This is a genomic window from Synechococcus sp. CCY 9618, from assembly GCF_019038415.1.
In the GTDB taxonomy this organism is placed as follows: domain Bacteria; phylum Cyanobacteriota; class Cyanobacteriia; order PCC-6307; family Cyanobiaceae; genus Cyanobium.
Genome location: NZ_JAFKRG010000044.1, coordinates 1 through 12,315, shown reverse-complemented (window position 1 = coordinate 12,315; position 12,315 = coordinate 1). Strand labels below are relative to the sequence as shown.

The 12,315-nt window shown below is 71.5% G+C and carries 15 protein-coding genes; 8 read left to right on the top strand and 7 right to left on the bottom strand.

Annotated features, from left to right (window positions below; genetic code table 11):
- Window positions 1–138 precede the first annotated feature (138 nt).
- From KUG41_RS10830 to KUG41_RS10820, 3 genes are read left to right on the top strand one after another with little or no spacing between them, the layout of a single operon-like run.
- The gene (locus KUG41_RS10830; RefSeq protein ID WP_216904074.1) at window positions 139–516 is read left to right on the top strand and encodes a nucleotidyltransferase substrate binding protein; all 378 of its coding nucleotides are present in this window, start codon (window positions 139–141) and stop codon (window positions 514–516) included.
- A gap of 25 nt (window positions 517–541) precedes the next feature.
- A complete protein-coding gene (locus tag KUG41_RS10825; protein ID WP_254217154.1) occupies window positions 542–838 on the top strand; it encodes a type II toxin-antitoxin system Phd/YefM family antitoxin in 297 nt (98 codons plus the stop codon).
- Window positions 838–1,230, top strand: a complete 393-nt coding sequence (locus KUG41_RS10820) for a type II toxin-antitoxin system VapC family toxin (protein WP_216904069.1) — start codon at window positions 838–840, stop codon at window positions 1,228–1,230. Before KUG41_RS10825 ends, KUG41_RS10820 begins: the two co-directional genes overlap by 1 nt.
- On the opposite strand, the gene KUG41_RS10815 is transcribed toward KUG41_RS10820, so the two are convergent.
- Complete coding sequence (locus KUG41_RS10815) at window positions 1,227–1,937, bottom strand: trans-aconitate 2-methyltransferase (RefSeq protein ID WP_216904068.1); 711 nt, start codon at window positions 1,935–1,937, stop codon at window positions 1,227–1,229. The genes KUG41_RS10820 and KUG41_RS10815 overlap by 4 nt on opposite strands.
- Window positions 1,938–1,997: 60 nt before the next feature.
- Here KUG41_RS10815 and KUG41_RS10810 point away from each other — a divergent pair, with 60 nt between their 5' ends.
- Window positions 1,998–4,820, top strand: a complete 2,823-nt coding sequence (locus KUG41_RS10810; RefSeq protein WP_371734121.1) for a cyclic nucleotide-binding domain-containing protein — start codon at window positions 1,998–2,000, stop codon at window positions 4,818–4,820.
- Here the strand turns inward: KUG41_RS10810 and KUG41_RS10805 are convergent.
- From KUG41_RS10805 to KUG41_RS10790, 4 genes are all read right to left on the bottom strand, one after another.
- Entirely contained in the window at window positions 4,795–5,223 is a 429-nt protein-coding gene (locus KUG41_RS10805; RefSeq protein WP_216904067.1) for a hypothetical protein, read from the bottom strand. The two genes, KUG41_RS10810 and KUG41_RS10805, sit on opposite strands and share 26 nt — an antisense overlap.
- Before the next feature lie 109 nt (window positions 5,224–5,332).
- Entirely contained in the window at window positions 5,333–5,569 is a 237-nt protein-coding gene (locus tag KUG41_RS10800; protein WP_216904066.1) for a hypothetical protein, read from the bottom strand.
- A 51-nt stretch (window positions 5,570–5,620) separates the two neighbouring features.
- Window positions 5,621–7,417 carry a DUF2207 domain-containing protein gene (locus tag KUG41_RS10795; protein ID WP_216904064.1) on the bottom strand — a complete coding sequence of 599 codons (1,797 nt, stop codon included), beginning with the start codon at window positions 7,415–7,417 and terminating at the stop codon, window positions 5,621–5,623.
- Window positions 7,410–7,958, bottom strand: a complete 549-nt coding sequence (locus KUG41_RS10790; RefSeq protein WP_216904062.1) for a LemA family protein — start codon at window positions 7,956–7,958, stop codon at window positions 7,410–7,412. The genes KUG41_RS10795 and KUG41_RS10790 overlap by 8 nt, the downstream gene beginning before the upstream one ends.
- Window positions 7,959–8,075: 117 nt before the next feature.
- Between KUG41_RS10790 and mtnA the strand changes: the two genes are divergently transcribed.
- The 4 genes from mtnA to KUG41_RS10770 are packed head-to-tail and all read left to right on the top strand — an operon-like array spanning window position 8,076 to window position 10,922.
- On the top strand, window positions 8,076–9,176 hold the full coding sequence (mtnA, locus tag KUG41_RS10785) for an S-methyl-5-thioribose-1-phosphate isomerase (protein ID WP_216904060.1): 1,101 nt from the start codon (window positions 8,076–8,078) through the stop codon (window positions 9,174–9,176).
- 49 nt (window positions 9,177–9,225) lie between these two features.
- Window positions 9,226–9,468 carry a hypothetical protein gene (locus tag KUG41_RS10780; RefSeq protein ID WP_216904071.1) on the top strand — a complete coding sequence of 81 codons (243 nt, stop codon included), beginning with the start codon at window positions 9,226–9,228 and terminating at the stop codon, window positions 9,466–9,468.
- 5 nt (window positions 9,469–9,473) lie between these two features.
- The gene (locus KUG41_RS10775; RefSeq protein WP_216904058.1) at window positions 9,474–9,911 is read left to right on the top strand and encodes a TA system VapC family ribonuclease toxin; all 438 of its coding nucleotides are present in this window, start codon (window positions 9,474–9,476) and stop codon (window positions 9,909–9,911) included.
- A gap of 30 nt (window positions 9,912–9,941) precedes the next feature.
- Window positions 9,942–10,922, top strand: a complete 981-nt coding sequence (locus KUG41_RS10770; protein WP_216904056.1) for a class I SAM-dependent methyltransferase — start codon at window positions 9,942–9,944, stop codon at window positions 10,920–10,922.
- A 3-nt stretch (window positions 10,923–10,925) separates the two neighbouring features.
- Here the strand turns inward: KUG41_RS10770 and KUG41_RS10765 are convergent, their stop codons facing one another.
- Window positions 10,926–11,915, bottom strand: a complete 990-nt coding sequence (locus tag KUG41_RS10765; protein ID WP_216904054.1) for a zinc-binding alcohol dehydrogenase family protein — start codon at window positions 11,913–11,915, stop codon at window positions 10,926–10,928.
- A 13-nt stretch (window positions 11,916–11,928) separates the two neighbouring features.
- Window positions 11,929–12,315, bottom strand: a 387-nt coding sequence (locus KUG41_RS10760) for a hypothetical protein (RefSeq protein WP_254217150.1), incomplete at its 5' end; no start/stop codon positions are given.

The window sequence follows — 12,315 nt, the reverse complement described above, 5'->3', positions numbered from 1 at the left end:
GGGGGGTGAGGTCTGGGGCTGTTGGGTCGCACCACAACCCTGTCGGCCTCACACCCCTTTGTCAGCCGGAACAACCTGGTGGCACTACACAGCTAGCGAGCTGGTGAGCCGGGTTCGCCACTTCGCCGGCTCCCTACCCTGACCCCAGACAGGACCGGACAGCCGCTGGCAACAACGGTTCGGGAACGACCGCCGGGCTCCCGCGACACCACCCGAGAAACTTCTTCTCAGGGGTTGATCGTTGATGGCGAGGGCTGGATGGAGATGATCCGCCATCGCAACCTCAGCACCCACACCGATGACCAGGCCGCCGTGGCCAGGATCCAGGCCACCCTCTCCGGTGACGACCTCGATGGGGTCAGCCTCGCCCGCCTCGATGCCGCCCTCGACGATCTGCTGCTGCCCTGGCGCTTCGATCTCTCGTTGCGGGCTTCCCTGCAATCCCCCGAGCTGGTTGAACGCATCGAGCGTCGGGGTGGTGTTTTATCAAAGGACAGGCATGTAAGCCTGGTCTAGTCTGGTCTGGTTGAGATGTATGGCCATGTCCTCCCTCCCATCGGTTCCCGCCGGGCCCCAAGAGCCGCCGCTGGGCGCCCGCCGCCGCACGGTGAACATGCTCGAGGCCAAGACCCATCTTTCCCGGCTCGTGGAGGCCATCGAAACCGGCGCCGAAAGTGAAGTGGTGATTGCCCGCAACGGGCGCCCGGTGGCCCGGCTCACCAGCCTGGAGCCCGCGCGGCGGCCGCGGCGCCTGGGTGTGGCCTCTGGACAGTTCGAAGCCCCCGATTCGATCGACGCCGCCAATGCCCTGATTGCCGATCTGTTCGAGCGCTCCTGATGCGGCTCCTGCTTGACACCCATGTCTTTCTCTGGGCGATCACCGATGACGCCAGGCTGGGCCCCCACAGCCGCCAACTGATCACGCAAGAAGCCGACAGCGTGCTGCTCAGCCATGTGGCCATCTGGGAGATCGCCATCAAACACGCCCTGGCTCGCTCCGATATGCCCCTCTCCGCTGCCCAGGCCATTGCCTGGGCTCAAGAGTGCGGGTTCGACTTTCTCCCGCTGGACCTTCCCCATCTGCTCACGCTGGAGCAGCTCCCCCATCACCATCGCGATCCCTTTGATCGCCTGCTCGTGGCCCAGTCGATCCGTGAGTCCCTCACCCTGCTCAGCGGCGATGGGGCGTTCGCGGCCTATGGCTGTTCACTGCAGAACCCCCGCCACTAACCCGGCCTGAGCACCGCCAGCGCCTCCGCCCGGTGCCGGCCCTGCCAGGCCCAGCGCCAGTCCCAGCCTGCTGCCTGGGCCTCTTGCTCGATCAGCTCCCGCTCGGCCGGGTGGTCCCACTGGCTGAGGTGCGCGATCACCTCCTGGCGCCGCTCCGGCTCCAGCGGCTCCCAGCCCTGCACCCGGGCGCTGTAGCGGGCCACGTAGGTGTCGCGGCTTTCGCCCGGCTCGCGGAACACATCGGCCCACAGCAGCAGGCCGCCCGGGGCCAGGCGGCGGCGGCAGCCCGCCAGGAAGCGTCCCTTGTCGGCCCCCTCCAGGTGGTGGATGGCGAAGCTGCTGATCAGCAGGTCCACCGGTGGCTGCTCCGGCTCAGGCGCCGCCTCGGCCCAGGCCAGCAGGTCGCCCTCGAGGAACCGGCAGGGGAAGGGCACCGGGCCCAGGGCCTCGGCGGCCAGGGGCAGCACGGCGGCGTTCATGTCCAGCCCGGTGAACGAGGCCAGGGGCAGGCGCCGCAGCAGCGGCGGCAGCAGGGAGAGGTCGCCGCAGCCCAGGTCCACCAGGTGGGGCGCCGGCGCCCGGGGGTCGCGGCGGGACAGCCAGGCCTCGATCGTCTTCCCCACAGCCGCCGTCAGGGCCCGGTGTTCCATCAGGTCGTTGTCCAGCACCCGGCGGTAGGTGCTCCAGTGGCGGGCGAAGAAGGTCATGGCGCCAACTCTGCCCGGCCCGTCAGCTTCCGGGCACCACGGCTAAGGTCTGGCCCACCGGTGCTTCGCAGCGAGGACAGCCAGGTGACGGAACGGCGCATGCATCTGGTGCGGTGGGGGCTCACCACCGGCTGGTTGCTGATCATCGCCTCGCTGCTCTACGACCCCTTCACGCCCCGCTTCACCGCCGCGGACCACCCCTGGAGCCCCCTGCGGCTCAGCGGCGACTGCGTGCAGGTGCAGGGGACTTGCCTGAGCGAGGCCCCCTATCCCCTGGGCACCACGGTCTTCTGGGGGCTGGTGGTGCCCTCGGCGATCTTCATCCTGCTGGTGTTCGGCCACGAGCTCTGGCGGCGCATCTGCCCGCTCTCCTTCCTCTCCCAGATCCCGCGCGCCCTGGGCTGGCAGCGCCAGATCGGCCGGGTGAATCCGAAGACCGGCGAGACGCGCTTCCAGCTGGCCAAGGTGCCGGGCGATTCCTGGCTCGGCAAGCACTACTCCCGGCTGCAGTTCAGCTGGCTGTTCGTCGGCCTGTGCGGCCGCATCCTTTTCTTCAATGCCGACCGGCTGGTGCTGTTCGCCTGGCTGACCTTCACCATCGCCTGCGCCATCGCCGTGGGCTGGCTCTACGGGGGAAAAAGCTGGTGCCAGTACTTCTGCCCCATGGCGCCGGTGCAGAGCATCTACTCCACCCCCTCCGGCCTGCTGGGCAGCCGCGCCCACATGGCCCCCACGCCGATCACCCAGTCGATGTGCCGCACGGTGCAGCCCGACGGGGCTGAGCAGAGCGCCTGCGTTGCCTGCCAGATGCCCTGCATCGACATCGACGCCGAGCGCACCTACTGGGCCCGCCTGCCCAGCCCCGCCTTCGCCTTCGAGCGCTACGGCTACGTGGGCCTGGTAGTGGGCTACTTCCTCTACTACTACCTCTACGCCGGCAACTGGGACTACTACTTCTCCGGGGCCTGGCAGCGCCAGCCGGATCAGCTGGCCCTGCTGCTGCGACCCGGTTTCTTCCTGTTCGGCCAGCCGATCGACGTGCCCCGGATCGTGGCGGTGCCCCTGTTCCTGGGGCTGTGCACCTGGCTGGGGGTGCTGGTGGGCCGGGCGGTGGAGTCGGCCCTGCGCGGCCGGGTGCGCCGCAGCGGCGCCGAGCCCGACCGCGACCGCATCCGCCACCGGGTGTTCGTGGTGGCCACCTACCTGGTGTTCAACTTCTTCTTCCTCTTCTCCGGCCGCCCCCTGATCCAGCTGCTGCCGCTCTGGGTGCAGTACCTCTATGACGTGGTTCTGGTGGCCCTGAGCACCCTCTGGCTGTACCACGCCTGGGGCCGTTCGCCCGCCCTCTACGGCCGCGAAAACCTGGCCGAGCGCTTCCGCAAGCAGCTGGGCCGCATGGACCTGGATGTGGGCCGCTACCTCGATGGCCGCTCCCTGGCCGATCTGGGCACCGAGGAGGTGTACGTGCTGGCCAAGGTGCTGCCCGGCTTCACCGGCCAGAAGCGGCTCGAGGCCTACAAGGGTGTGGTGCGGGAGGCCCTGGAGGAGGGCTTCGTCAATGCCGCCAGCAGCCTGGAGGTGCTCAAGCAGATGCGCCTCTCCCTGGGCATCAGCGACGACGAGCACCGCCAGCTGCTCGAGGAGGTGGGTGTGGAGGATCCGGGCCTGCTCGATCCCGACAGCCGCCGCAGTCTTGAGGATCAGGTGCGCCTGAGCGGCTACCGCAAGTCGCTGGAGCGGCTGATGCTGGTGCAGAGTCTCGGCAACGGCCAGGAGGATGGGGGGGCGCTGCTGGCCCTGCGGCGCGAGTACGGCATCTCCGCTCAGGAGCAGGAGCGGGTGCTGGGCGACCTCTCCCCCCGGGCCGGGGCGATCCGCAAGCTGGAACTGCTGCTGGAGGGGCTGCCGGCCCTCACCTCCGGCTACCGGGCCCTGCACCAGAGCGCCCTGGGCCACCAGGTCCCCGTGCTGGCCCTGCTCGACGACCGCCTGCAGCTGCGCAAGGAACTCACGCTGAGGGCCATCCTCGATGGCCTGGCCACCTTGCAGGAGGATCCGGCGGTGCCGGACCTGGTGCAGCGGCTGCAGGCCATCGCGCCCCTGGGCCTGCCCGAGCTGGTGGCCACCGACGACTGGCGCCGGCGCCTGCCGCCCGATGTGGCCGCTGCCCTCAGCCGCCCCGGCGGCCAGGCCCCCTCCTGCCCCCTGGAGGTGCCGGTGGCCGACACCCTGGTCTTTCTCGAGAGCCTTGTGGCCGACCCCAGCCCGGTGCTGGCCGCCGCCGCCCTGTTCCTGGTGGCCTGTCTGGATGGCGAACGGGCCCGAAAGGCCGCGGCGGCGGTGGGCGGCAAGGGCGCCCCTCCCCTGCAGGCCCGCACCGCCCGTGCGGTGGAGGCCCTGGCGGGGCCTCCGGCCCTGCGCGACTTCGGCGATCTTGAGAAGCGGGTGTTCCTGGCCACCAGCGATTTCTTCCGCCGCAGCGACGCCGACACCCTGGCCGCCCTGGCGGATCAGGCCGAGGTGCGCGGCTTCGCCAGAGGGGAGCTGATCACCGAGGCTGGCGACACCTGTCGCGAGCTGCTGCTGCTGATCGAGGGCCGGGCCCGGGTGTGCCACCGGGACGGCGAGCGGGAGTGGCTGGAGGACATGGAGCCCGGCCGGGTGCTCGACGAGCTGCAGGTGCTCACCCACAGCGCCTCGGAGAGCACGATCGTGGCCGAGGCCGACGGCACCCGGGTGCTGGCGGTGCCGGTGGATTCCTTCGATGCGGTGCTGGAGCGGGATCCGGACTTCGCCCGCCGGGTGCTGGAGCTGGAAAGCAGCCAGCTGCAGCGGCTGATGCGGGAGGGCCCCAGCGTCAGATCCCTTCGAAGCGCACGTTGAGGTTGAGTTTGCCGGGGCCGATGGCGGTGGCCTGCAGCACCAGGGCGGCAGATTTGCCTTCACCGGTGCCGTCGACCGTGGTGCCGGCGGGGGGATCCATCACCAGGTTGAAGCCCCAGGCCCCCACCATGGTGTTCACCTTCCGCTCGGTGTAGCCCTGCTGGGCCAGGGAGGTTTTCAGCTTGGCGAGCAGCTCCTCCGGCTTGCCGGGCAGCTGGGTGTTGAGGCTGGTCTGGCCGATCGCATTGGCGGCGAACAGGCTGGCGGCCGGCTTGGGCAGCGGCAGCTTGAGGCCCTTCAGCAGCGTTCCGGGCGGCGTCGCCAGTGCCGAGCCAGCCGCCAGGGCCCCGGCTCCCACGATCACGGAGGTGCTGATGGCCAGCAGACGGTGGCGCCAACCCATGGCTGATCCTCATTGCATGCCTGGCAACGTAGGCCGACCCGGCGGGATCGGCTGCGGGAGCCACCATTTCTCCACCTAACCCTGCCACCGGCCGCGGCGCCCTTCGCACCTACTGGCGCGCCTTCTCGATCGCCTTGTCGCGTTGCTCCTGGGCCCCGTTGATCTGATCAACGGCCTGGCGGGCCTTGTTCATCGGCGCCAGCAGGGGCGGTTCCGGCGACGGGGGCGCCACCACCTTCTCCGCTGGCCCGGAACCGCAGGCACTGAGCGTGCCGGCCACCAGGGCGCAGGCCGTCAGCGCGAAGACCGGACGCACGGCGGCAAGGGGCCCTGGCCAGGACGGCACCGGAGAGTAGCTGAGATCAGGCAAACGCTAGGTCCCCTGGCCGGATCGGGCTCAGAAGCCACCGCCGCCGCCACCGCCGTCGCCGCCGCCGGAGCTGCCGCCTCCCGAGCTGCCGCTGGAGCTGCTTGGCGACGACTGCATCGCGCTGCCGGTGGTGCTGCAGCAGTCGTCCAGGCTGGCGCCGAACCCGCCCACATCGAAGCCGTCGTCGCTGCCGACGTACCAGCTCGGCGGTGCCTCCACGATGCCCGCGAAGGCTGCGGCCCACGGCTTCGTCAGCCCAGCCACCATCGCGTAGGGCAGGAAGCGCTCGAACAGCTCCGGCGTCCGGACCACCCGCGCGAAGCGGGGGGCATCGACCCGGCGCAGGAACTCCTGGAAGCCCAGGGTCTGGCGCAGCACCTCCACCCCCCGGGGCGTGCGGCTGGGCATGATCCAGGCGAACCCACCGATCAGGGCCAGGGTGGCCGCCAGGCAGAGGCCGGTGAGCAGCGGATCGGCCGCCCCCTGCAGCCGGGCCAGGTCGGGGGGCAGCAGCTTCAGCACAATCCCCGCCGCCGCCGCTGCCACCACCAGGCCGCCCGCCACGGTCAGCCCCCGCACCGTGCCGGGCCAGCGCCGGTAGAACCCTTCCGCCAGCACCCGTTGGCGCACCAGCTGCTCGAAGCCGCTCACGTGCACGTAGAAGCTGTCGCGCAGGTCGTCGGTGTCCACGCTCTCGCCCACCTCCGATGAGGGAAACAGCTTCTCGAGCAGGTAGGCCTCGTGGGGGGCCAGCTCTGCCCAGGCCGCGGGGGCGCTGCGCATGGTGAAGCCGTAGTGCTTCTTCAGAGGCAGGAACAGCACCTTCTTCTGGCGTTCCTCGATGCGCAGCTGGCCCTTCACCGCCAGATCCACCAGCGTCGCCCCCAGCGCCACGCTGCCCACGCTCTCCTGCACCAGGCTGCCCAGCACCGCCGGCGGCAGGCCCCCGGGCGGTTCGTAGGCCACCGGCACCGCCCCCAGGGCCGGATCGCGGCCGATCCGCCACCAGATCCCGCCCAGGATCAAAGCGGTGGCCAGGGGCAGCAGCAGGACCAGCCGCGCCTGCAGCCAGCGCAGGCGTCGCTGCAGCAGCGACGGGGGCGTCACCAGACCCTTGTCGAAGCCCACGGCCAGGGTGAGCCCCTCGCCGGGCCCCAGCCGCCGGGTGCTCAGGGCGCTCACCTCCGCCGGGCCGATCCGCAGGCGGGCGTCCTGGCCCCGGGCCCCCCGCGGGCCGGTGTACACCGAGGCATGCAGCCCCTTCACCCCCTCCGGCAGCAGCACCAGGGCGCTGACCCGGTCGATCGGGATCTCCCAGCCGTTGCCGGTCACGTTCCAGTTGAACGCGTCGTGGTCGGCGTAGAAGCGCACCCCGTTGGCCACCCGATAGCGCAGCACCGCCGTGCGGGTGGCGTTCTCGGCGCCGGGCACGAAGATCCGCAGCTCCTCCTCGTTGCCGACGGTGCGGGTCTCGGTGCGGTAGGCCCGGCCGTCGCCATCGGCGACCGAAATCAGCTTCAGCCCCAGCGGTTCGAGGCCGCCAGGGCGGTTTGCCAGCAGGGGGATCCGGCGCACGATCCCGTTCCAAGACCCCTGGAACCGGGCGGTGAGGGTCTCGCTCACCTGCACCGACCCGTCCGGCTCCACCCGGGCCACCAGCTGGAAGTCGCTGAGCTCCAGCTGGCGCTCCGCCGCCCCGGCCGCCCCGCCGCCGCCGGGAAGCAGCAGCAGCAGGGCCAGGGCCAGAGCCAGCAGGGGAGCGAACCGCCAGGGCCGGCGCAGGTTTCGCCGAGGCTGCAGGGGCCGCCGGCCGGTCTCAGCCACCGAAACTGACGCGGGGCACGGTCGCCTCGGCGCGGTCATCCAGCTCGAAGAAGCTCCGCGAGCGGATCCCGAAGCCACCGGCCACCAGGTTGGAGGGGAACTGGACGATGGCCGTGTTCAGGTCGCGCACCACGGCGTTGTAGTAGCGCCGGGCATTCTGGAGCGCGTCCTCGATCCGGCCCAGGTCGTCCTGCAGGGCCCGGAAGCTCTCCACCGCCCGCAGGGCCGGGTAGGACTCCGCCAGGGCGAACAGCTGGCCGAGGGAGGCACCCAGCTGCTGCTCCGCCCGCTGCTGCTCACTGGGGCCCCGGGCGGCGACCGCCGCGTTGCGGGCCTCGATCACGGCCCGGAAGCTCTCCTTCTCGTGGCCGGCGTAGCCCTGCACCGTCTCCACCAGGTTGGGGATCAGGTCGTGGCGCCGCTTGAGCTGCACGTCGATGTCGGCCCAGGCGTTGTCGGCCTGCACCTGCAGCTGGGCCAGCCGGTTGTAGAGGACGATCAGGCCCAGGGCGGCCAGCACCACCAGCAGCAGCGGGGCCATCGCGTCAAGGTCGGGGATGGCTGGAGCCTAGGGGCACCGTTTCGGGTGTTCTGCGGTGAGTCGCGCCGTGGCGCCGCCAGGGATGATCGGAACCACCTTCACTCCGTTTCCGTTGCCATGAACATCGACGGCAGGCCCTGGCGCACCATCTGGCTGGAGGAGGGCGGCCGCTCGATCGGCGTGATCGACCAGACCCTGCTGCCCCACCGCTTCGTCACCCGCTCGCTCACCACCCTGGAGCAGGCAGCCGAGGCGATCAGCACCATGGTGGTGCGCGGGGCGCCCCTGATCGGCGTCACCGGCGCCTACGGGCTGATGCTGGCCCTGCAGGACGATCCCTCCGACGCCTCCCTGGCCGCGGCCTTCGCGCGGCTCAACGCCACCCGCCCCACGGCGGTGAACCTGCGCTGGGCTCTTGAGCGGGTGCGCGACCGGGTGGCGCCCCTGGCACCGGAGCAGCGGGCCGCGGCGGCCAGGGCCGAGGCCGGCGCCATCGTCGAGGAGGACGTGGCGATGTGCGAGGCCATCGGCGACCTGGGCCTGGCCCTGTTCCAGCAGCTGGCCGAGGCGCGGCCGCCGGAGCGCCGCGGCGAGCCCCTGAACGTGCTGACCCACTGCAACGCCGGCTGGCTGGCCACCGTCGACTGGGGCACGGCCCTGGCCCCCATCTACAAGGCCCACCGCAGCGGCCTGGCGATCCACGTGTGGGTCGACGAGACCCGCCCTCGCAACCAGGGGGCCAGCCTGACGGCCTTCGAGCTGGGCTGCGAGGGGGTGCCCCACACCGTGATCGTCGACAACGCCGGCGGCCACCTGATGCAGCACGGCCGGGTGGATGCGGTGATCGTCGGCACCGACCGCACCACCCGCAGCGGCGATGTCTGCAACAAGATCGGCACCTACCTCAAGGCCCTGGCCGCCCACGACAACGGCGTGCCTTTTTATGTGGCCCTGCCCGCCTCCACCATCGACTGGACCATCGCCGATGGGGTGGCGGAGATCCCGATCGAGGCCCGCTCCCCGGAGGAGGTCACCCGCATCGCCGGCAAGCCCGCCGGCGGCGAACCCACCAGCGTCCAGCTGGTGCCCGACGGCAGCGAGGGCTTCAACCCCGCCTTCGATGTCACCCCGGCCCGGCTGGTGACCGCTCTGATCACCGAGCGGGGCGTGGCGCCGGCGAGCGAGGAGGGACTGCAGGCGCTGTACGCCGGGAGCTGAGCGGTTGATGCGCACTAATATGCGCATCTTCCCTGCCGGGGCCCCGTCCGTGCGTACCACCCTGGAGCTGCCCGATCCCCTGTTCGCGCGGCTGAAGGCCAGGGCGGCGCTGGAAGGCACCACCCTCAAGCAGTTGCTGCGTTCCTTCGTGGAACAGGGCCTGGAGGCCACCGAACGCGAGGTTGCCGGCAGGCCCCGCCGCGCCGCCGACCTGCCCAGGATCGATGCCCACCTGGCCCTGACACCCGACCAGCTCTCCAATGCCGGCCTGTTCGCCCTGCTTGAGGACTGAGCCGGATGGAGACCGTGGATCTTCCCGATCTGAACCTCTGGCTGGCACTGGCCTGGAGCGGCCACAGGCACCACGCCCAAGCCTGTCGTTACTGGGAGGAGCAGGCGGCCAGCACCGTGGTGTTCACCACCGTGACCGCTCTGGGGCTGGTGCGGCTGCTCAGCCAGCCCCGGGCGATGGGGGACGCGGTGCTCACTCTGGGCCAGGCCAGCGCCGTTCAGGCCGCCTTCCTGGCCCAGCCGGGGGTGCGGCTGGTGGATGAAGCCTCCACCAGCTGGCCGGTGTTTCGCCAGCTGCTCAGCCGCGGTACCTGGCCGGCCCGGCTCTGCACCGACGTGCACCTGGCGGCCCTGGCCATCGCCGCGGACTGGCGGCTGGTGAGCTTCGATCGGGACTTCGGACGGTTCGATGGCCTGGTGTGGCTACCACTGGCGGGAGAGTGACAGCCCCAGCTCCTGGTCCCCACGCCCCCCATGCTCCAGCCCCAGCCCGCCACCTCAACCCCCCGCGCCGCCGCGGCCCCGCCGCCCAACTGGGTGGCCTCGCGCCATCCCCTCGGCTGGCTGATCGACCGGCTGCTGGCGGTGGAGCCCCTGCGGCAGCTGCTGTTCCTGCAGGCAAGGCAGCTGATCATCCGCACCGCCGAGCGCCGCGGCATCGCCTGGCGGGCCCGCCGGGAGGAGCTGCAGCGCCAGGCCGAGCCCCTGCTGGGGCTCAGCACCGATCCGGCCGTGGCCACGCCCGCCTACTACCGGGCCCGCTTCCACGCCTACGACGCCGGCAACCTCTGCTGGGCGGCGGCCTGCGAGGCGGAACAGGCCACCGCCTCGATGGCCCTGCGGGTGTGGCCCGGCGAATCCCTGGCGCCCGAGCAGGCCCAGGAGCGCCTGAGGGACGCGATCTTCACAGCCATCGAACCCAGCCTCACCGCTCCGGTGCACCGGGCCCTCGACATCGGTTGCTCGGTGGGAGTGGGCACCCTGGCCCTCAAGCACTGGCTCGACCGCCGCGAGGCCACCGACGTGGCCGTGGAGGGACTTGATCTTTCCCCCCAGATGCTGGCGGTGGCCCGGGTCCGCGATCCTGAGGGCCGCATCCGCGCCTGGCACCATGCCGCCGCCGAGGCCAGCGGTCTGCCGGCGGCGGCGTTCGATCTGATCAGCCTGCAGTTCGTGTGCCACGAGCTGCCCGCTGAGGCCACCCGGGCCGTGCTGGCCGAGGCGGCCCGGCTGCTGCGGCCCGGCGGGGTGCTGGCCCTGGTGGATCAGGACCCGGATTCGGCCGTGATCCGCAGCCTGCCGGCGCCGATCGCCACCCTGCTCAAGAGCACCGAGCCCTACCTGGCGGACTACTTCGGCCTCGATCTGCCCGCCACCCTGGAGCAGGCCGGCTTCCGCGAGGTGCGCCGCCAGGCCTGCGATCCGCGCCACCGGGTGCTGGTGGCCGTGCGCTGAGCCTCAGCCCCAGCCCACCAGGGCCAGCTTGCCCACCATGTGGCCGCCGGCCAGCTCCCCATAGGCCAGCTCCAGGTTGGCGGCGTTGATAGGGGTGAAGGTGCGGCGCAGGCTGGGCCGCAGCACGTTGGCCTCGAACAGCTCGGCCAGGCGATCGAGAATCTCTCCCTGCCGGCCCATGTCCTTGGTCTGGAACTGGGAGCGGGTGAACATGAACTCCCAGGAGAAGCTCACGCTCTTGGCCTTGAGCAGGTTCAGGTCGAGGGGAGCGCGGTTGCCCACGATCGCCACGATCGACCCCTGGGGAGCGATCAGCTCGGCCATCGACTGCCAGTGGGCGTCGGTGTCGCTGAAGTTGGCGATGGCCTCCACCCGGGGAAAGCCCAGGGCGGCCAGCTGGGGGGCCAGGGGCTGGTGGTGGTCCACCACATGGTCGGCCCCCAGCTCCCGTACCCAGGCCTGGCTCTCGGGCCGGGAGGCGCTGGCGATCACCGTCAGGCCCGCCCCCCGGGCCAGCTGGATCGCCAGGGAGCCCACGCCGCCGGCGCCGCCCAGGATCAGCAGGCTGGTGCCCTGGTCGCCGCCGTAGGGATCGAGCCGCAGACGCTCGAACAGGGCCTCCCAGGCGGTCAGGCCCGTGAGCGGAATGGCGGCCGCCTCGGCCCACGACAGCATGTTCGGGCGGCGACCCACCAGGCACTTGTCGACCAGCACCGCCTCGGCGTGGCAGCCGGGCCGGTCGATGGCGCCGGCGAACATCACCATGGCGCCGGGCCGGAACCGACCCACTTCCTCTCCCACCGCCAGCACCACCCCGGCGGCGTCCCAGCCCAGCTGCCGCGGCGGGTCGTCAGCCCCCATGGCGTCCCGCACCTTGAGGTCCACCGGGTTCAGTGCGATCGCCTCCACCTTCACCAGCAGGTCGCGGGGGCCGGGGCTGGGCTCCGGCAGTTCCGTGTCGATCAGGGCGGGGGTGGCGAGGACGGCTTTCATGGCGTCGGCGGATTCAGTAACGGCAGTAGCCCACCTCCCCTTGCAGGGGCGGTTTGCAGGGGAAGCGCAGCGGCACGAAGATCCGGTTGCCGTTGGCCGTGTTGGTGAGCACCACGTTGCCCTGGATGTAGACCTCCCGCCGCCAGAGCCCGCCCAGGCGGTCGCGCAGCAGGTCGCCGCCGGCGGGGCGCTCGCTGTAGGTCATGCGCTGGCCGTCCTTCCAGCGGATCTCCAGGCCACCGGGGATCTGCCTGTCCACGCAGGCCAGGGTCCGCTCGTTGTAGGCGCAGTCCTTCCAGCCATCGCGGGGGATCTGGGGCGCCGGCCGCTCCTGGGTCCGGCCGGGGCCCGCAGCCAGGGCCAGCGCCGCGGCGGCCCCCAGCCCCAGGGCCGCCGCCCG

Excerpts from the sequence above, each read along its gene's own strand:
- KUG41_RS10825 (WP_254217154.1), top strand. The coding sequence starts at position 542 with ATGTCCTCCCTCCCATCGGTTCCCGCCGGGCCCCAAGAGCCGCCGCTG.
- KUG41_RS10820 (WP_216904069.1), top strand. The coding sequence starts at position 838 with ATGCGGCTCCTGCTTGACACCCATGTCTTTCTCTGGGCGATCACCGAT.
- KUG41_RS10815 (WP_216904068.1), bottom strand. The coding sequence starts at position 1,937 with ATGACCTTCTTCGCCCGCCACTGGAGCACCTACCGCCGGGTGCTGGAC.
- KUG41_RS10805 (WP_216904067.1), bottom strand. The coding sequence starts at position 5,223 with ATGGGTTGGCGCCACCGTCTGCTGGCCATCAGCACCTCCGTGATCGTG.
- KUG41_RS10790 (WP_216904062.1), bottom strand. The coding sequence starts at position 7,958 with ATGGCCCCGCTGCTGCTGGTGGTGCTGGCCGCCCTGGGCCTGATCGTC.
- mtnA (WP_216904060.1), top strand. The coding sequence starts at position 8,076 with ATGAACATCGACGGCAGGCCCTGGCGCACCATCTGGCTGGAGGAGGGC.
- KUG41_RS10775 (WP_216904058.1), top strand. The coding sequence starts at position 9,474 with ATGGAGACCGTGGATCTTCCCGATCTGAACCTCTGGCTGGCACTGGCC.
- KUG41_RS10770 (WP_216904056.1), top strand. The coding sequence starts at position 9,942 with ATGCTCCAGCCCCAGCCCGCCACCTCAACCCCCCGCGCCGCCGCGGCC.
- KUG41_RS10765 (WP_216904054.1), bottom strand. The coding sequence starts at position 11,915 with ATGAAAGCCGTCCTCGCCACCCCCGCCCTGATCGACACGGAACTGCCG.